The sequence below is a fragment of the Oxobacter pfennigii genome (genome assembly GCF_001317355.1).
GTDB lineage: Bacteria > Bacillota > Clostridia > Clostridiales > Oxobacteraceae > Oxobacter > Oxobacter pfennigii.
On sequence record NZ_LKET01000039.1, the window covers coordinates 424,218 to 442,694 of the forward strand.

General features: G+C 38.2%; 17 protein-coding genes and 1 pseudogene. 11 read left to right on the forward strand and 7 right to left on the reverse strand.

Annotated elements, in window-relative coordinates; genetic code table 11:
• The first annotated feature begins 391 nt into the window (after positions 1 to 391).
• Positions 392 to 3,955 (forward strand): pyruvate:ferredoxin (flavodoxin) oxidoreductase, encoded by a 3,564-nt coding sequence (nifJ, locus tag OXPF_RS15300; protein WP_054876088.1) that lies wholly within the window; start codon positions 392 to 394, stop codon positions 3,953 to 3,955.
• Positions 3,956 to 3,961: 6 nt separating this feature from the next.
• Here nifJ and OXPF_RS15305 read toward each other — a convergent pair whose 3' ends face one another.
• The gene (locus tag OXPF_RS15305; protein ID WP_054876089.1) at positions 3,962 to 4,243 is read right to left on the reverse strand and encodes an RloB domain-containing protein; all 282 of its coding nucleotides are present in this window, start codon (positions 4,241 to 4,243) and stop codon (positions 3,962 to 3,964) included.
• Positions 4,243 to 4,614: an AAA family ATPase gene (locus OXPF_RS15310; protein WP_054876090.1), complete on the reverse strand. Its 372-nt coding sequence runs from the start codon at positions 4,612 to 4,614 to the stop codon at positions 4,243 to 4,245. Before OXPF_RS15310 ends, OXPF_RS15305 begins: the two co-directional genes overlap by 1 nt.
• A gap of 29 nt (positions 4,615 to 4,643) precedes the next feature.
• Here OXPF_RS15310 and OXPF_RS21905 point away from each other — a divergent pair.
• From OXPF_RS21905 to OXPF_RS22590, 5 genes and pseudogenes are all read left to right on the forward strand, one after another.
• Positions 4,644 to 4,964 (forward strand): annotated as a pseudogene (locus tag OXPF_RS21905) (transposase); the annotation flags it as partial.
• A gap of 377 nt (positions 4,965 to 5,341) precedes the next feature.
• On the forward strand, positions 5,342 to 5,881 hold the full coding sequence (locus OXPF_RS15315) for a hypothetical protein (RefSeq protein ID WP_054876091.1): 540 nt from the start codon (positions 5,342 to 5,344) through the stop codon (positions 5,879 to 5,881).
• An 86-nt stretch (positions 5,882 to 5,967) separates the two neighbouring features.
• The gene (locus OXPF_RS15320) at positions 5,968 to 6,192 is read left to right on the forward strand and encodes a BhlA/UviB family holin-like peptide (protein WP_054876092.1); all 225 of its coding nucleotides are present in this window, start codon (positions 5,968 to 5,970) and stop codon (positions 6,190 to 6,192) included.
• 99 nt (positions 6,193 to 6,291) lie between these two features.
• Positions 6,292 to 7,101 carry an N-acetylmuramoyl-L-alanine amidase family protein gene (locus OXPF_RS15325; RefSeq protein WP_054876093.1) on the forward strand — a complete coding sequence of 270 codons (810 nt, stop codon included), beginning with the start codon at positions 6,292 to 6,294 and terminating at the stop codon, positions 7,099 to 7,101.
• 11 nt (positions 7,102 to 7,112) lie between these two features.
• Entirely contained in the window at positions 7,113 to 7,259 is a 147-nt protein-coding gene (locus OXPF_RS22590) for a hypothetical protein (RefSeq protein WP_160317234.1), read from the forward strand.
• 30 nt (positions 7,260 to 7,289) lie between these two features.
• Here OXPF_RS22590 and OXPF_RS23420 read toward each other — a convergent pair whose 3' ends face one another.
• The 3 genes from OXPF_RS23420 to OXPF_RS21910 all read right to left on the reverse strand — a co-directional run bounded on the left by OXPF_RS23420 (position 7,290) and on the right by OXPF_RS21910 (position 8,595).
• The gene (locus tag OXPF_RS23420) at positions 7,290 to 7,421 is read right to left on the reverse strand and encodes a hypothetical protein (RefSeq protein ID WP_278308402.1); all 132 of its coding nucleotides are present in this window, start codon (positions 7,419 to 7,421) and stop codon (positions 7,290 to 7,292) included.
• A 488-nt stretch (positions 7,422 to 7,909) separates the two neighbouring features.
• Entirely contained in the window at positions 7,910 to 8,194 is a 285-nt protein-coding gene (locus OXPF_RS15330) for a type II toxin-antitoxin system RelB/DinJ family antitoxin (RefSeq protein WP_054876164.1), read from the reverse strand.
• A gap of 242 nt (positions 8,195 to 8,436) precedes the next feature.
• The gene (locus tag OXPF_RS21910; protein WP_083479982.1) at positions 8,437 to 8,595 is read right to left on the reverse strand and encodes a CDIF630_02480 family spore surface protein; all 159 of its coding nucleotides are present in this window, start codon (positions 8,593 to 8,595) and stop codon (positions 8,437 to 8,439) included.
• Between the two features lie 435 nt (positions 8,596 to 9,030).
• Between OXPF_RS21910 and OXPF_RS15335 the strand changes: the two genes are divergently transcribed.
• The gene (locus OXPF_RS15335) at positions 9,031 to 9,396 is read left to right on the forward strand and encodes a type II toxin-antitoxin system RelE/ParE family toxin (protein WP_054876094.1); all 366 of its coding nucleotides are present in this window, start codon (positions 9,031 to 9,033) and stop codon (positions 9,394 to 9,396) included.
• Positions 9,389 to 9,673: a helix-turn-helix domain-containing protein gene (locus tag OXPF_RS15340; RefSeq protein WP_054876095.1), complete on the forward strand. Its 285-nt coding sequence runs from the start codon at positions 9,389 to 9,391 to the stop codon at positions 9,671 to 9,673. The genes OXPF_RS15335 and OXPF_RS15340 overlap by 8 nt, the downstream gene beginning before the upstream one ends.
• 99 nt (positions 9,674 to 9,772) lie before the next feature.
• On the opposite strand, the gene OXPF_RS15345 is transcribed toward OXPF_RS15340, so the two are convergent.
• Together OXPF_RS15345 and OXPF_RS15350 are read right to left on the reverse strand one after the other, a co-directional pair.
• The gene (locus tag OXPF_RS15345; protein WP_054876096.1) at positions 9,773 to 10,123 is read right to left on the reverse strand and encodes a cupin domain-containing protein; all 351 of its coding nucleotides are present in this window, start codon (positions 10,121 to 10,123) and stop codon (positions 9,773 to 9,775) included.
• Positions 10,124 to 10,204: 81 nt separating this feature from the next.
• Complete coding sequence (locus OXPF_RS15350) at positions 10,205 to 10,834, reverse strand: amidase domain-containing protein (protein ID WP_341442706.1); 630 nt, start codon at positions 10,832 to 10,834, stop codon at positions 10,205 to 10,207.
• A gap of 270 nt (positions 10,835 to 11,104) precedes the next feature.
• Between OXPF_RS15350 and OXPF_RS15355 the strand changes: the two genes are divergently transcribed.
• From OXPF_RS15355 to OXPF_RS15365, 3 genes are all read left to right on the forward strand, one after another.
• Positions 11,105 to 12,226, forward strand: coding sequence for a TolC family protein (locus tag OXPF_RS15355; protein WP_054876097.1), 1,122 nt, complete (start codon positions 11,105 to 11,107; stop codon positions 12,224 to 12,226).
• 400 nt (positions 12,227 to 12,626) lie between these two features.
• Positions 12,627 to 15,956, forward strand: a complete 3,330-nt coding sequence (locus OXPF_RS15360; RefSeq protein WP_054876098.1) for a cell wall-binding repeat-containing protein — start codon at positions 12,627 to 12,629, stop codon at positions 15,954 to 15,956.
• A gap of 268 nt (positions 15,957 to 16,224) precedes the next feature.
• On the forward strand, positions 16,225 to 17,922 hold the full coding sequence (locus tag OXPF_RS15365; RefSeq protein ID WP_160317235.1) for an O-antigen ligase family protein: 1,698 nt from the start codon (positions 16,225 to 16,227) through the stop codon (positions 17,920 to 17,922).
• Positions 17,923 to 18,477: the final 555 nt, after the last annotated feature.

Sequence of the window (18,477 nt, forward strand, 5' to 3'; positions counted from 1 at the left end):
TCTGCCATAGTCTAGCTCATATAACACATATATAAAATCTGTAGACATAACTTATATGAATTTTAATTCTATAAAGACAAATAATAACATAAGACAGGGGCACTTTTTAAGTAATGGTACACATTTAAGGAAGAGGTCTGTTGCATTTTAACACTGCATTGCTATGTTCGAGTTCCGCAGGTTCTAAGGCTCCCTGCCTTGAAAACACAAGAATTTTTAAACTTTACTCCGCTCAAACAATCTAAAATTCTAAGTGTATCTTTGGCAGCGTCACAAAGAACTTTTAAAGAACTCTCACAATTCATTTACGTTGTTTAAAATGCAACAGCCCAACGCAAGTATATCCCCAACCTAGAAGGGTCCCCATACAAATAACCCCGGAGGTAATACAATGGCTAAAAAAATGAAGACTATGGATGGAAACCAGGCGGCAGCCCATGCCTCATACGCTTTTACCGAAGTGGCCGCAATATATCCAATAACCCCGTCATCCCCCATGGCTGAAGGCGTTGATGAATGGTCTGCCCATGGAATGAAAAACATTTTCGGACAAAATGTAAAAGTTGTGGAGATGCAGTCGGAAGCAGGAGCGGCAGGAGCGCTGCACGGATCGTTGCAGGGCGGGGCACTGACAACCACGTATACGGCATCCCAGGGACTTTTATTGATGATACCAAACATATATAAGATGGTAGGAGAGCTCCTGCCTGCAGTGCTCCACGTATCGGCAAGGGCGGTGGCGGCTCATGCCCTGTCCATTTTCGGCGATCATCAGGATGTAATGGCCTGCCGTCAGACCGGTGCGGCACTTTTAGCATCATCAAACGTACAGGAAGCTATGGACTTAGGCTGTGTTGCTCATTTATCCGCCATAAAGGGAAGGCTCCCATTTATACATTTCTTTGATGGCTTCAGAACATCTCATGAATATCAAAAAATTGAGGTCATAGAACATGAGGATATGGCAAAGCTAGCCGACTACGAAGCTATAAAAGAGTTCAGGGAAAGGGCATTAAACCCCAACCACCCCGTAGCCCGGGGTACAGCCCAGAACCCGGACATATATTTTCAGGGCAGGGAGGCAGCAAACAGGTATTTTGAAGCGCTGCCTGACATAGTGGAAGGGTACATGAAGGAGATAAAGAGGCTTACGGGCAGGGAATACCACCCCTTTGACTATTACGGAGCCGAGGATGCTGAAAACATAATTATAGCTATGGGCTCTGTATGCGATACAATTTCAGAAGTAGTGGATTACTTAAATTCAAAGGGAGAAAAGACAGGGCTTATAAATGTTCATCTATACCGCCCCTTCTCTTCTCAATACTTTTTTAATGTGCTGCCTAAATCAGTTAAGAAAATAGCAGTGCTGGACAGGACAAAGGAGCCGGGGTCATCCGGAGAACCCTTGTACCTTGACGTAGTTAACATGTTTTATAACATGAAAGAAAAACCCTTAATCGTAGGCGGAAGATACGGCCTGGGCTCTAAAGACACACGGCCTTCCCAGATACTTGCCGTATTTAAGAACCTTGAAAAGCCTCATCCCAAAAATGGATTTACCATAGGAATCGTTGACGATGTCACAAATACATCCCTGGAAGAGGAGGATATAATAAGAACCACCCCTGAAGGCACAATCAGCTGCAAATTCTGGGGCTTGGGCTCTGACGGGACTGTCGGTGCCAATAAATCGGCGATAAAGATAATAGGAGATAACACCGGCCTTTATGCTCAAGGTTATTTTTCCTACGACAGCAAAAAATCCGGCGGCACCACCATATCCCATTTAAGGTTTGGCAGCAAGCGTATAAAATCTCCATACCTGGTTTATGATGCCGACTATATAGCCTGCCACAACAAGGCCTTCATCTATCAGTACGACATTTTAAAGGGCTTGAAAGCGGGCGGCACCTTTGTATTAAACTGCCCCTGGCCTGTTGAAGAATTGGAGAAAAAACTGCCGGCACAGCTGAAGAGGTATATAGCAAAAAACAGCATAAACTTTTATATAATAGACGCCATAGGAATTGCAGGTGATATCGGCTTAGGCGGCAGGATAAACATGATAATGCAGGCAGCATTTTTCAAGCTTGCCAACGTGGTGCCATTGGAGGATGCGGTAACATATCTTAAGGACTCTATAGAATACACCTACGGTAAAAAAGGAAATAAAATTGTTGAAATGAACAAAACTGCCGTGGATAAAGGAATTGAAGCCTTAATAAAGGTTGAAGTTCCTTTAGATTGGGCCAATGCGGAAGATGAGAAAGACAAGGAAAGGGATGTCCCTGCTTTAAATTCGTGGCGCTCCTCTGAAAGCGAAGCGTCCCATTTCCTGACACGCATTCAAAGGCCTATGGAGCGGCAGGAAGGAGATGAACTTCCCGTGTCCGCCTTTGAGGGAATGGAAGACGGCACCTTCCCTACCGGCACAACTGCTTACGAAAAGCGGGGCATAGCAGTCATGGTGCCGGAATGGCAAATTGATAAATGTATACAGTGCAACCAATGCTCCTATGTATGCCCCCATGCCGTAATAAGGCCATATCTTCTGGACGAGGAAGAACAAAAAGAAGCTCCTCAAAGATTTAAAACCAAAAAGGCAGTTGGTAAGGGTCTTGAAAGTTATGGCTACAGAATACAAATAAGCCCCCTGGATTGCACAGGATGCGGCAACTGTGCCGATATATGCCCGGCACCCGGCAAGGCTCTGGTTATGAAAGAAGCAGAAGAACAGATAAATATGGAAAGTGGTAACTGGGAATACGGCCTTACCATGAAGGAAAAGCCTGGCCTGATGGATAAAAACACCCTGAAAGGCAGCCAATTTTTACGTCCCCTGTTTGAATTTAACGGAGCCTGCCCCGGCTGCGGCGAGACACCCTATATAAAGCTTCTAACCCAGCTTTATGGCGACCGGATGATGATAGCAAATGCCACAGGATGTTCATCAATTTACGGTGCCAGTGCCCCTTCGGTGCCCTATTCCACCAACAGCCAAGGAAAGGGTCCGGCCTGGGCCAATTCACTTTTTGAAGATAATGCGGAATTCGGATACGGCATGTACCTTGGAGTAAAGCAGATACGGGAAAGGCTTGCCCTCCTCATGAGAAAGGCAATGGAGTCTCCCATAAGCACTCATCTAAAAGAAGCCTTCAATGAATGGATAGTTAACATGGAGGATGGCGAAGGCTCAAAAACAGCAGCGGAAAAAATACTGGAAGAATTAAAAAGACATAATTACAGCGGCAACGATATAATAAAGGAAATACTGGACAAAAAGGATTACCTTATAAAGAGGTCCCAGTGGATAATAGGCGGAGACGGCTGGGCTTACGATATCGGCTACGGCGGCTTAGACCATGTATTGGCTTCAGGCGATGACATAAACATACTGGTAATGGATACAGAAGTGTATTCAAACACAGGAGGCCAGTCATCAAAAGCCACCCAGACGGCAGCAGTTGCCAAATTTGCCGCAGCGGGAAAGAAAATCCGCAAGAAAGACTTAGGAATGATGGCCATGAGCTACGGCTATGTATATGTAGCCCAGATAGCCATGGGTTCCAACATGAACCAGACCATAAAGGCCATAACCGAAGCTGAGAGCTACAGGGGACCGTCCATTATAATTGCCTATTCGCCCTGCGTAAACCATGGAATAAAATCCGGCATGGGCACCAGCATGGCAGAAGAGAAAAAGGCAGTTGAAGCAGGCTACTGGCATTTATACAGGTATAACCCAATGCTAAAAGATGAAGGAAAGAACCCTTTCATATTGGATTCCAAAGAGCCTGCAGCTTCCTTTAAGGATTTCTTAAACGGAGAAATTCGCTATACGTCCCTTATGAGCACTTTCCCGGATATTGCCAATGAGATGTTCGACGTTGCCGAAAAGCATGCGAAAGAAAGGTACCAGACATATAAGAGATTATCAGAAATGAATTATTAGGGGGAGTTAAAAAAGCCGTGTAAAATTACTTACACGGCTTTGCTTTGCCTGCATTATTACATCCAGTCTTTTAAAAGCTCTACAAGTTGATGCTCTTTTTTCATCAATTGCAAGCTGAACGATTTCAAGTGGTGAGGCACCTTTGTTGATTACTTTTATGTTTATTTTACCTGTTGTTAATCTGATTTTTTCTTTAAAGCTTAAAAAATAGTTTTTTTCTGTTTCTGTCTTTCCACAAACGATTAAGATTGTATCGCGCACTATTCGTCCAATTCTTCTGTTCCTCATTATAATAAAACCTCATCATTATCTATATCCGGAACAGAACCAAATTGACCGAGCATATAACTTTTCATTACATTAAAATCTGTAATTCTATACAAGTCACTTGATCCATAGTTATCTTTGTCTACAATCCATATTTGGTCTCGGCGTATATATTTGCTATCCATCAACAAAGGATTATGTGTGATAGCAATAAGTTGGGCATTTTTATTATTATTTATTGAATTAAATAAACTGATAATATACTCTGTTAATTCGGGATGCAAATTAGTATCAAATTCGTCAATAAATAGTATCCCACCATTTTTTAATACCTCAATAATAGCAGCTGATAAAGAATATAATTTTTGTTTTGTATATAACGCTATTAACAATAAATTCAGCCTCGAATAATGTTGGTTTACTACAGTTGTTAAGGAACGGGAACGGTAAAACTGTTATGATTCTGGATTAATGCACGTATTCACCATGCAAAGCTTCTTCAACCTTTTTAAAAGAGAATGAAGATCGTTTGCAGTTGATGTATTTACCGCCCTACAGCCCAGATTTAAACCTCGTTGAAGGACTGTGGAAGTAGCTTAAAGAAAAGGTCATTTACAATGTTTTTTATAAAACTGTTCCTGAAATCAGAAAAAATATAAACGCTTTTCTGGATGCTATAAACATGGAACCAGAAGCCGGTATTCGAGGCTATGCTGTATATTGTAATTGTATTAAAAATTAATTCAACCTATATAGCAAGAGAGTTTATAAGGATAAATTCAAAGTCTGTGGATGGCCATAGGCTTTTTTAAATGCCAAAAGTTAGTGAGTTAGGGTGGAAAAACGAGAAGGGGCAAAACTCTTATTTATTAGATGAAGATGTTTGGTTAAAATAATTGCAATAAAGCCAAAAAATGATATCTATTTTCCATGAATAATAGAAAGTATTTATAGAAAAGGTTGATATCTGGTATATCGTATTGATTATTGCAATATGATAATAATTTACAGTATTGGTAATTTATGAAACAATTAAGACGTGGAATATTCCGAATTACGAATATGTTGAGATGGAAGATCTTTTATCTCTAAAAATTAGAATAAAAGGGAGAAAAAGATATGAAGAAAAGATTAATTATAGCGCTGTCAACAATACTTGCATTGGTACTGCTTGTTGCTTCTGTGGCTTATGCAGATTCAGTTAGTTATGGGTGGCCAGAAGAGGAACCAAATAATACAGTAGATGAAACCCGTGGTGTATGGGATTTTACAGAACATGGGGAAGTCCAAAATATATTCGGGGTAGTTTCATCTGCCGATACAATAGATCTTGCGAGGGTTAGCGCTTCTACTATAGGCGGAGTTTTTACTTTTGAGCTTTATCCTGATCCTAATGTTGATGTGGATATGTATATATGCGATGAAGATGGAAATGTTATATACCAAGCTTATGAGCAGAATGGCGTCAAGAAAATTACAAACTTTTATGCTCCTAAAGAGCCATGGTTAGACTATTTTATAAAAGTTGTATATAACTCTGGAGTTCCTTCGATACCATATACGCTCAAAATGCGTTTGGATGGTTTTTCACCCTCTATGGCTAATGACATAATCAATAAACAGGATTTACCGTTAGATATCCAAAAGCAATTAGAATAATTCCAATAGAAAATAAATAAAGTTCTCCATATCAAGGAGCTTGAGAAATCAGGCTCCTTTTAATTTAAATAGCAGGAGGTGCATTGATGGAAACAGAAGTATTAAAGCTAGCAGCATCCCAAGGCATATGGGCGGCGTTATTCGTAACGCTGCTTTTTTATGTCCTTAAAAAGCAGGAGGTGAGAGATAAAAAAGCAGATGAGAGGGAGGCAAAATATCAGGAAATTATAAAGGAGCTCACAGAAAAACTCAATATTGTTGAAATCGTCAAAGACGACGTAAACGATATTAAGGATGAGCTGTTTAAGTAGGAAGGAGGGGTTAAAAATTTATTTTAGGGTAAAAGGAGGCGTGCAATAAAAGCATGCCTTATTTTATTGCATATTATAAAAAGTAGAGGGGGGGATGATATGAAAATATGTATTGACCCGGGCCACGGGGGTAAACAACCAGGGGCAGTAGGAACCAAGGGAATTCCTGAAAAGGATATTGTTTTAAAAGTAGCTTTAATGGTTGGGGAACATTTACAAAGACATGGAGTTGACATTTTATATACTAGAACCTTTGATGAAGATGTGTCATTAGAAAAGCGATGCGATATGGCCAATACTTTTAAAGCAGATTATTTTATATCTATTCATGCTAATAGTGCAGAAAATCAAACTGCAAATGGAATAGAGACTTACTATTACAATGGCAGCAATGCAGGATTAATCCTCGCAAGAAATATCCAGGAAGAAACCGTCAAGGCATCCGGATTAGTGGATAGAGGGTTAAAAACAAATGATTTATATGTCATCAGAGAAACCAATATGCCAGCTGCTCTTCATGAGTTAGCTTTCTTGAGCAATCCAAAAGAGCAGGATTTATTACTAAATGACAAATGGCTTGCACAACAGGCGGAGGCAATAGCAAAAGGAATTTTAAAGACGGCTTATATATCGTGGATACCAGAATTAAGAGAGGATGATCCAAGCATGATTGACAAACTTATAATAGCTTCAGGTGATGGGGATATGGCTGCTGCCACGCTTGCAATGTATGAATATAAAGCTCCTGTAATACTGAAAGATTATTATCTTTTAAATCCAGAAGGCAACAAAGCCAAGGAGTATATAGTTATTGGTGGCGTATGGGAACCCTCTGAACCAGGAGCAAAAATAATCAGAATAGCAGGCAGTGATAGAATGGATACCGCAAGAAAATTATTGAATAAATAGGGGGTAATATAATGAAGGAATTTTTATGGGAATTTAGATTTGTGATTATCATATTGGCAGCTCTGGCCTTATATGCTCTATTTGCGTGGCAGGATTTTAAAACAAAGGCATATGCTTTAATGCTGAGGCCAAGAGCCTTGCAAAAGATACCGTGTTGAAAAGTGGTAACCAGCAAGCGGAATGGGTGATCAGAAAGGCTTATTAGTCTCCTCATATTCTTTAACTGTGAAATTTCTATCGATTACTGCAAAAGCTGTGTAACTGTTTGTCAAAATAATTGATAATACTAAAACCAAGGTAACCAATAATTTTCTCTTCATTTTTTTCTCCCCTTTTTTAAAAAAGTTTTATGGGATAATAGAGTATTTATCAAATAGTAACATGCCTCCCTTGCTAAAAACTCTCTTGCATAAATATCCCTTTGCGGAATTGAGAAAGCATGGCCTATACTCCTCCGCATTTAAACAAGAGGAAAACTTCAGTTTATGAAGTTTAGGGCGAGTACTAGAATTACGAATATTGATGCGAACAACTTAATCAAAAGTTACAATAAATGGTATTTAGTCAATTGCATTATAGTGCTTGATTTTTCATACAAATCTCCATTTAAAGATGCTTGCATTTTAGGCTGCAGACCTCTTTAATTCTTTAATAAAAATAGCTCCCTGTTTATATGCAAGGAGCTATTTTTGTAAGATGGTTTAAGCTACAACTAAAATATTCATTTTCACAAATGGTCTAAACACTAGCTTTAGAAACTTTCGCTTTCTTAACGAAATAATAATTTTCAAAAATTGATTGATTTATTTCATACATCGGCTAAAAGCTCCCTTACCATTTCATTGGCGTTAGTATAACCCTTGATGGAAGGGTCTTTGCTGATGCGCTCGGCCTCTTTCATTGCGGAGATTGTCTCAGCATTGGGAGTTTCCAAAGCGATGTCAAAGGGAATTCTCTGTTGACGTACAGCCTGACGCAGAAAAATATTAAAAGCGGTCGTCATGTTCATGCCAAGTTCGTTGAAGAGCTGTTCTGCTTGTTTTTTAAGTTCTACGTCCAAGCGGATGCTTATATTTGTTGTATCTCCCACTATAATCATCTCCTATAATTTATATTTACATCTTTAGTATAATACATATCACGTGCTATGTAAATACAACGCACATATATAATTTAAAAAAATAATTCTCATTATTTTCACAGCTTTGGTATAAAAGTTCACAATTTACTTGATTAATAAAAGCATGAGGGAATATGAATAATGTCAAAGGCAGACAGTTTATTTATACCGTCTGCCCTTAATTAAAGACTAAAATTTACATACCTACATTTAAGTTATTTTTCGTTTGAATCTACCCACTCTTTGGCATTTTCAACCTGGGATTTGTTTGGTATGGATACATTAGAAACAGGTTTTTGTTCTGCTATATTAGCCCAGGCTGCCGTGTCATGGGTTTCCACAGGGACAGTTTTTTTGTTCTTGTTCTTTGACATAGTACACTCCTGAATGAATAGATTTATGGTTTCATATGTTTCTTAAATATATTATGCTTATAATTATCCGTTATATGTGTACTTGTTTAGTGTGTAGCTTATTTGAATCTTCTTATAATCATCTTTTCATCTTTTGGAAGTCGTTCATCCAGCCCCTGAATCTGCTTAAAATTTTGTTTATACCCATCAAAAAGTGCGTCAAGCTTGCTACATACAATACTCTAACTTGATTCTGGTTACAGTGTTTTCTATTCTATCAAGTAAGAAACTGATCTCACCCATGAACTAATAATATAAACGATATGCGTAATCGTAATACTAATAATACACAGATATTATCGGGGATAATATATATATATTTTTATAATTGGCATGTGTTATCATATATGATAACTTTAAAACAAGCAATGAATATTATATCAAGGAGGCAGCAGAGTGGATTGGAAGATAGAATTCTATCAAAAAGAAAATGGCGAGATTCCTGTTGAGGAATTCTTGTTGTCGTTAAATCCTAAGCTGCGTGCTAAAGCATATAGTGACATAATGTTGCCTAAAGAATTGGGTATTAATATTCGCGAACCATTTTCAACCGCAATAAAAGGAGAACGCTATAAAGGATTGTTCGAGCTACGAGTAAAGTTTTCATCTTACATTACACGAGTATTCTATTTTCTATATGAAAAAAATACTTTTGTATTACTGAATGGATTTGTAAAGAAAACAAATAAAACACCTGAACGAGAGCTTGAAAAAGCATTGACTTATAAGTTGGATTATGAAAGAAGGTGCAAAAATGAGTAAAGCAGGAGTGAAATTGGAAGATATTCAAGAAAGGCTTATGAAGGATGAGGAATTTAAAGCTGAATATGAAAAATTAAAACCTCGTTATGAATTGATTGCACAAATTATTGATGCAAGAAATAAGCTGAACTTGACACAGGAAGAACTTGCCTTGCGTGTCGGAACGCAAAAATCAAATATATCACGTTTTGAAAGCGGGTCATATAATCCCACATTTGATTTCGTTACTAAACTCGCCCGTAGCCTCGGTAAAGAAGTTCATATCATTATAAAATAACAAAGCGGTCAAATTGGCATAAGTAGGGGACATTCCTAATAAAAAGGGGACATAACTTTAGTTGTGCCCCCTAACCGCTGCTCCCCTTACATATTACCACTATTCCACAGGTTTCTTAATTACCGTCAACAACATTTTGAAGCGTTCGCGGGCTTCCAGGCCGTGGGGTATATCGGACGGCATAATGATGGTTTCCCCGGCACCTACATTGAAAACTTCATCACCGATGGTTATTTCGGCTGTACCGTCAAGGATTTGCACCATGGCGTCTCCCGATGTGGTATGTGTGCTGATACCTTCGCCTTTATCGAGAGCGAAGAGAGTGATATTTGCAGTAGGGACCTGTGCCACAGTCCTGCTTACCACCTGCCCTTCCTGATAACCGATTAATTCATTTAAATTTAAAATCCTTGAAAACTCTATGTTTTTCATTAAGGCTACTTTTCCCATATTTATTTCCTCCTTGAATGTTTTCTAAGTTTATTATACCCACCGTATATAATAATAGATGTGATTTCACTCACGTTAATTTCATGTTACTAATATTTTCATAAAATGCGCCTTCGAGGCTGCCGGCTTAAAATACGGAATATTAACGGCATCAATGCTGTGCTGTGTTATAAGAGGCTCTCTCTTACCCGACTTAGTACTAAATCCGGTAATTATGGCGGAGTGATAAATAATGCCCCCGCTTTTTTCATATTGAATGATATCCCCCAACTCCAGAACATCCATATCGCTTGTTTCAATGCCGCACAAGCCATAAGCATCTGACTTGCCCCTGGATTTTAAACACCAATAAAGAGAATGGGCTACGGCCCAGGACACGGACCAGGCATGGTCTATACGTGATGAATTGCCGGTGCCTTTGTACCACCATGGCCACCTTGCTTTATAATCCATGGGGGCTCCGCCGTAAAAGAGGCACTGGGACACAAAATTGGTGCAGTCTCCACCCCCATCCCCCTCGGTTTTAAAATACCTGTAATATGGATTTGGATTTTTAACATACTTAAGGGCATATTCCACTGCCTTTTCTCTTATATATTTATTGGGTCTATTTAAAATACCGGACATATATATCCGCACCCTTTTACATATAGATAGTATAGTATTATATTCCAGCATCAAAAGAATTGTTACAAATTTACGGCATTTCATGCAGCAATTTCCTCGGCCCAGCCGAATTCTTCATTAATTAATAAATAATTAAGATGTCATTTATTGAAAAAAAGCCAATGAAGCCTTATTATTAGTTTATATGGAAACTGAGGTAAAGAGTTTCTACATTATTATATATTAGAAAGATAATAGGGGATTAAATTGGGAACTGAGTTTGAAGGATAAGTTGGGGACATTTCTCCGACTGCTCCGGAGTATTACCCAAAAAGAGGAGAAGTGTCCCCTAACATTAGAGAGGAGAAAGTAAAAATGAAGAAGAAGTTGATAATTGCACTTGTATTATGCATTGTTTTAGGAAGTTTCACCACAGTATCAATGGCGGAGAACAGTCCAGCTGGGGAAAAGAGTTTTTCACTTGCAGAGGCTGTCGATTATGCATTAAAAAATAGCCCTCAGATGGGAATTAAGCAGACAGCCCTTGAAAAAGCTAAAGTTGGCCTTAGGGAAGCAAATAGTCTGTTTAACAAAACAAAAGATTCAAGCGAGGTCACATTCCAGACAGCCCAGATAAAAAAAGGATATGGTAAAAGAGGGGCACAAAGTGCGGTTACAGTAGCTGAAAAGGACTTGCTTCGGGCGGCAGAAGATATTAAATACTCAGTGGAAAGCAGTTATTTTAACCTGCTTAATGCACAAGAAAAGCTTGAAATACAGAACAGCACTTTAGTATCTGCTAAAGAAAACTTGGATACTACTAGCAAAAAATATGAATTGGGTTTGGTCTCCCAGATAGAAGTCACATCGGCTAAGACGACATATATGCAGGAACAGATGGATCAGAGGTCTGCCCAAAGGGCAGTAGAGTATGCAGTTATGGATTTCAATAAAACCTTGGGCCTACCTCTTGAGACTAAAGTAAAGCTGACCGATACATTAAACATAGAACCATTGCCGGAAGTTGATATTAATGAAAAAGTATCCCTGGCTCTTCAAAACAGGATGGAGATAGTTTCGGCAAGCGAGCAGTATGAAGTGGATAAACTGAATTTAGAAATTACTTATGGCTGGTATCCAGAAAATACCTATAAATATCAAGAAGCCAAACAGACCATGGAAAGCAGCGAATATAAACTAAGCAGCAGCAAACAGTCGGTAGAATTATCCGTGAGAAAAGCCTATATGGATATGCAGGATGCTTACGACAGGCTCACCATACTCGACCAATCCATAGATGAAATGGAAAAGTTATATGATGCTACTATATTAAAGTATGAAAATGGCCTGGATACAAGCAGCAGTGTAACAGATATGCTTAACAAAGTAAAAGAAGTAAAACTGCAGAAGGCCCAAGCCCTGCTTGGATATAACCTTGCGAAGAAACAGTTTGAGGCATCATTCGGCATAGGTATATCCAGCGCCGGCGGATATTAATAAGGACTGATAAATCACCAAAATACGCCAAAATAAAAAGAGCCTGTACAATATATGAAGTTTATGGTATATTTTAAAATGGCTCCATAGTTTATACAAAGTATGATAAATTATCTCATTTTGCCACAAAATTCTAAGCCTTATGTTATTACTTGATTTTGATTTTAGCATAAAATTAGACAGGCTTAAGCTGATAGACCACATGAATGTGCTGTGGAGCAGGCTATATTCATAAAAAATTCATAACTTTTAGACTTAAAAACACTAAAAATTTATGCATTTTTAGAAAAAATGTGGTATATTAGTATAGAAGGACATGCTATGTATTTTATGGTATATATAGCATTCCTTGGTGTGAAGGGAAGGTGGTGTGTAGAGTAACGAAGGTTACAATGCAAAAATGAGTAATATTAATTTAGCAACAAAGCCCGTAAATAATAAAAGGGCTTTGCAAAAGAATAAGAAAGGGGACTATAACATGTTCAGAAAAAGTAAAAAGTTGCTTGCATTGGCGTTGGTAGTATCAATGATACTTACACAAGTGCTTTTCACTAGCACAGCTTTAGCAGCAACAGCAAGCAGACTGTCCGGAGCAGACAGATATGAAACAGCATTAAGAATATCACAAAGCAATTGGACAGATGGCTCAACTGATTATGCAGTACTTGCATATGGGGAAGATTTCCCGGATGCGCTTAGTGCAGCACCTCTAGCTAAGAAATATAACGCACCTATTCTTTTAACAGCAAAGGATAGTTTACCAGCTGGAGTTCTTAACGAACTCAACAGGTTAGGTGTTGAAAACGTATTTATAGTTGGTGGAGAAGGAGTTGTTTCCGCAACTGTAGCAAGCGCTTTGACAGCAGCTGGAAAAACAGTTACTCGTCTTGCAGGAGCTAGCAGATACGAAACAGCACTCAAAGTTGCAGAGCAAGTTGGAGAATCCGACACAGTAGTTGTAGCAAACGGAGAAGGTTTTGCAGATGCATTATCAATTGCTCCTATTGCTGCAGCAAAAGGTTGGCCAATACTCTTAACAGATGCTAATGCTATGGATGCAGCCGTAAAGGCATACATCGGAAGCAAGAAAGTTTTTGTAGTAGGCGGAGCTGGTGTTGTTGCTGACGCAGCAGTTGCAGGCCTTAACGTAGAAAGATTAAGCGGAGCAGACAGATATGCAACTAACGTTGCTATCATGGCTAAATTTGCTGCTGACCTTAACTTTGCTAAAGTATTTGTAGCAACTGGCGAAGGTTTTGCAGATGCATTGGCTGGATCAGTTCCTGCAGCAGTATCTGGCTCACCGGTTGTTCTTGCTGGAGCTACATTAGCAGCTGGAACACAGTCATTCCTTAATGGCGTTGTACCTTCAACCGCTGTAGCAGTTGTTCTCGGAGGACCCGCAGTTGTTAGCGATGCTGTAGCAGCAGCTATCGGCAGCCCTTCATCAGAAGTGTTAGCAATAACAGGAGTTACAACTCTTACACAGGATGGTAGAGGTATAAGAATATCCTTCAACAAACCTATTGCTTCATTAACAAGTGCCGATGTTACAGTTTATAACAAGAGCAGTCTTGCTACTATCGGTGTGGAAAGCGTATCATTGTCTTCCAATAAGATGACAGCTGATATATGGTTCCTTGAAGATTCAACAAATTCTTATGCACAGACAGGGAAAACATACGTTATTGAAGTTGTAACAGGCGGAAGCACTTTAAAATATGAATATATACGTGCTAATTATGCTTCAAAAAGAGTAATAGATGTTGATGCAAGCGAAGCAGAAATAAAATTAGCTGATATCGGTACTTTGATTGTACCTGATGACATTGAAGTGGATTACGAGGATTTACTTGGACGTACTGCCGATGTATGGTATGACAACTCCAACTTTATTTCAAAGATTACTCCCGGAAATCCGACAATTAAGTATGACGCAGTAGAAATCAATGATGATGGTACAATCACTTTAGTTGACGAAGACGAAGATTATGATTTTGCAGATGGCGCAACTGTAATAGTTGATCGTAATGACACATATACAGTAGATATCGATGATGAAACTAACGATTACGATATCGGTGCTATTGACGATGCCACATACGGATATGGAAAAGTTGTCCTTAACAAGAGCGGCGATGTTGTTTTCCTTATAGTATATCAATGGGAAGACTTCATGGTAGTTGAAGGTGTTGATGGAACGGATATCCTTGGATATGGTGATGTTCTTGATGCTGAAGACTATACAATAGTAAAAGATGGAAAGACTGTCGCTGTTGATGACCTTGAAGAAGGCGATATACTCTTCTATACAAGTGACGCATTGGACGGAGACGGTTTTGCAGAAGTATTCAATAAAACCGTAACCGGAGCGATTGAAGATATTACCGATGTTGATTTCACTGTTGATGGAGAAATATACAAATATGACGTAGACTATGATAAAGGTTCAGTTCAATATCTTAATGATGATGAATTAGCAGCTCTTGATGCAGAGATTGCTGAGGAATTCCAGGATACTGAAGAAGAAGTTGTTGTTTACCTCGACAGAGCAGGTGATGTAGTATATATCACAGGCGAAAGAGGAGACGCTGTAAAGACAACAATTGTTGGATACTTATATGAAGATGTTAAGCCATACAATGATACAAGGAGCGGCGATGCATATCTGCCCGTAGATATAATAAATGAACTGGGCGAAAAGGTAAGCTATGACGTCAAAGTATCAAGTTTGGATAAAGACACAGAAACTAATATAAAAAATACAACTACTGGTGCTCTTATCATGAGTACTGATGATCTAGCAACCCCAAGTGTAGATGAAAGTACAATAGTTGCTGGCCTTGCAGCAAAAGATCTTGTACAAATTAAACTTAACTCAGATGGAGATATTGTGGAACTTTATAAGATTCCTTCTCCAACCTTAGGTTTCACCAATATAACTAGCAAAGTAGAAACTGATGATACTTATGCAGCAGGCAGCAGATTAAGTGATTCTACAGTAATATTCCTTGTTGATGAATACTTATCAAGTAACGATGAGGATGACATCGAAGTAATTAAGCTGGGTGATGTTACAAGCTTCACAGAAATTACTGCAGGTACAGTATATTATAACAATTCGCAGAACGCTAAGTATATTGTAGCTACTGCAGCGGATACTGATAGTGATGCTACTTGGACTCCAGCTCTGATCACTAAGGTTTCTTCAAAGATTACTAGTGGCGCCAACAAAGGCTCCTACAGAGTAACAGCGTTTGTAGATGGTACAAAAGAAGATTTCTACACTTCAAATGCCAGCAGCGTAGAGACTCATTTTGACGGATTGGTGACTTCTATAAATGCAGCTATTTCAGCTAGAGGCTTCTATGCCGCTAAATTGCTCATTGATGATGAAACTGGAAAAATAGTCAATAAAGGTAGCGGTAGCGATGCAGTTGACGTGCTTGAAGCAGTAGGTGCTACAACAGAGACAGTAGCACAGCCTACTACAGCAACCGTATTAGAAACCAGAAATACTTCAGGAAATGGCACTGTCACAGCAGAGGATGGAACAGTATATAGGCTTGCTTCTGCAGCTGAAGTATTTGATGGAACAACTAGGACCAGCATAAAATCAATTTCATTATCCAAGATTGATGCAGATGGAGACAAAGCTATTTTATTCTATGACAGCGTAGAACATAATACAAATTATAACTTTGTACTCTTTGTGATTAAGGTTAATTAATACAGACAAATAATAAAAGATATAGCAGTTGTGTTTACAACTGCTATATCTTTTTTATATTGTAATGATTGTCCAATTATGATATTTTATAAATAATGAAATTTATTAGTAGCACATATAGATTCCCAAATGAAGCTTATATATTAAACTGACGACAGGAGAGATAGGAAAGATGAAAGTAAAAGCTGAAAAAAAAGATAAAAAAATATACACATATTACATTTTGCCATTGTTATTAATTATCTCTGTGTTGCCATTGATAGTCCATATGAAAGTCGATAGACTTACAGATAGTTATGCGGTATATTTCTGGACAGGCAATGAGGTTATGGACTTTTTTGCATATTATAAAATGCAGTGGTTTTTAATATTTACCGTAGCAGCCATAACCATGGCCATTTATTATTATTATAAAGGATACATCAAGGTAAAAAAAACATTGTTTTATATTCCGGCGGCTGTGTATAGTGCTGCCGTTATTCTTTCAACTTTTACCTCTCAGAATACGACAATCTCTCTTTTTGGCTTTACAGGAAGATATGAGGGGATGTTTGTGCTTCTTGGCTATATTGTGGTAATGCTTCTTTCAGTAAATCTCGTAAATAATGAAAACCAGGCAGTACTTATCATAAAATGGCTTGCTGTTTCAGCATTCATAATAGGCATAATAGGGCTACTTGAGCGTTTTGATATATATGTTTTAACATGGGAGGGAGTACGGGATCTATTGCTCCCCGCCGAGAAAAATGGTATGGATATCAGCTTTCTAAAAGATATCAGAGCATTTTATTCAACAATAAGTCATTATGACTATGCAGGAAGTTATTTCGCCATGCTGTTCCCAATATCGGTAGTAATACTTGCGTTCGTAAAAGGGAGGAAGGAGAAGGCTGCGGCAGCAATGTTCAGTTGTATAATGCTGGCTAACTGGATAGTTTGTAATTCAAGAGCAGGCGTGGTCGGGGGTTTTGTGGCACTTGTAATTATAGTAATAATGTTCCGGAGTATGATTAAAAAGCATTGGAAAATATCGCTGGCGGTATTATCTTTATTTATAATAGCTTTTGTTGTTGCAAACGTTATGTCATCAGGCAGAATATTCGGTAGGGTGGGTTCCATAATAACGGATGCCGTGAAAATATTTTCTGCCCAAAAATATGAAGGCATAAAGGACATAACTTCGGATTCAAATGAAATAAGGGTAATATTTGAAGATAAAGAGTTGAAAATCATATATGATGATAAAACTATAAAATTAAAAGATGAAAACGATATGGATATACCTGCTCAGTTTGATGGTAATAGTATAAAAATCACCGATGAAAGATATAATGGAACAACTTTTACGGTATCAAATAATAAGGATGATTTTTTTATAGAGATGAACTATGCTTCCTTAAAATTGCGTTTTGCAGTGACTAAGTCCGGGCTGAGGCTGGTTAATCATAGAGATCAGACAGTTAATCTGGAACCTGTAGAAAAATGGGGTTTTGAGGGGCTTGAAAGGATAGGCTCGGCCAGGGGATATATCTGGTCCAGGTCTATACCGTTGCTTAAAAATACTGTTATCGCAGGTTATGGGCCTGATACCTATGCCATACATTTTCCTCAAGAAGATTACGTGGGTAAACTTATAGCATATGATACAATTTCTATGTTTGTAGATAAGGCCCATAATATGTATCTTGCTACAGCCATAAACACAGGCATAATTTCACTACTAGCGCTTCTTGCAATGTTTATAATATACTTTGTTTCAAGCTGGAGGATATACTATAAGTCTAGTTTTAATGACAAATACTCATATATCGGACTTGCTATATTTGCCGCATTTGTGGGCTACACAATTTCAGGCCTTTTTAATGACAGTGTATTGTCGGTCGCTCCTGTGTTCTGGGTTTTGCTGGGTGTAGGTATAAGCATCAATGATAAATTAAAGAATAAAACTGAGCTAAATAATAAATAAAGAGATAAGTCTCAAAAAGTCGGATTGAAATCCGGCTTTTTTATTTTGCGATTAAAATATTCTAATCTCATGAATTGTATTTACCAGTTTACCATTTCCAGGGTGGAAATTGTAATAGATTAAATTATGTATGATTTTATACACTTTGATAATAGGGGGAAGCCCCCACTCTTTGCAGGCATATTGATAAAGAATACTAAAAAATTTAAGCAAGTCGAGTATAATTTCATATTTCTATCGATTGTAACAATTTATTAACAACTGAAGTAAGGCCAGTCATACCAGTGATTTATGCGAATTGCCATGTAAATTTATTCCTCATAAAGGCTATGAATTTTCCAATAAAATATTTATTTGGTTGTCCTTCCAGATTAACACCTTAGGATTTAAAAAACAAATATGATATATTAGTACTACGGTTTGAACAAAGTCGAACATGTTTAATTTGCATGTTCTAAGATATTCACCATTTCAAGGGGGTGGTTACCTGGTAACAACTTTATAAATTAATTTTTACCATTGCAAAGTCAAAACTAATAAAATGAATAGGGCTTT

Coding starts and splice junctions, on each gene's coding strand:
- nifJ (WP_054876088.1), top strand. CDS start 392: ATGGCTAAAAAAATGAAGACTATGGATGGAAACCAGGCGGCAGCCCAT.
- OXPF_RS15305 (WP_054876089.1), bottom strand. CDS start 4,243: ATGAGGAACAGAAGAATTGGACGAATAGTGCGCGATACAATCTTAATC.
- OXPF_RS15315 (WP_054876091.1), top strand. CDS start 5,342: ATGAAGAAAAGATTAATTATAGCGCTGTCAACAATACTTGCATTGGTA.
- OXPF_RS15320 (WP_054876092.1), top strand. CDS start 5,968: ATGGAAACAGAAGTATTAAAGCTAGCAGCATCCCAAGGCATATGGGCG.
- OXPF_RS15325 (WP_054876093.1), top strand. CDS start 6,292: ATGAAAATATGTATTGACCCGGGCCACGGGGGTAAACAACCAGGGGCA.
- OXPF_RS22590 (WP_160317234.1), top strand. CDS start 7,113: ATGAAGGAATTTTTATGGGAATTTAGATTTGTGATTATCATATTGGCA.
- OXPF_RS23420 (WP_278308402.1), bottom strand. CDS start 7,421: ATGAAGAGAAAATTATTGGTTACCTTGGTTTTAGTATTATCAATTATT.
- OXPF_RS21910 (WP_083479982.1), bottom strand. CDS start 8,595: ATGTCAAAGAACAAGAACAAAAAAACTGTCCCTGTGGAAACCCATGAC.
- OXPF_RS15340 (WP_054876095.1), top strand. CDS start 9,389: ATGAGTAAAGCAGGAGTGAAATTGGAAGATATTCAAGAAAGGCTTATG.
- OXPF_RS15345 (WP_054876096.1), bottom strand. CDS start 10,123: ATGGGAAAAGTAGCCTTAATGAAAAACATAGAGTTTTCAAGGATTTTA.
- OXPF_RS15350 (WP_341442706.1), bottom strand. CDS start 10,834: ATGAAATGCCGTAAATTTGTAACAATTCTTTTGATGCTGGAATATAAT.
- OXPF_RS15355 (WP_054876097.1), top strand. CDS start 11,105: ATGAAGAAGAAGTTGATAATTGCACTTGTATTATGCATTGTTTTAGGA.
- OXPF_RS15360 (WP_054876098.1), top strand. CDS start 12,627: ATGAGTAATATTAATTTAGCAACAAAGCCCGTAAATAATAAAAGGGCT.
- OXPF_RS15365 (WP_160317235.1), top strand. CDS start 16,225: ATGAAAGTCGATAGACTTACAGATAGTTATGCGGTATATTTCTGGACA.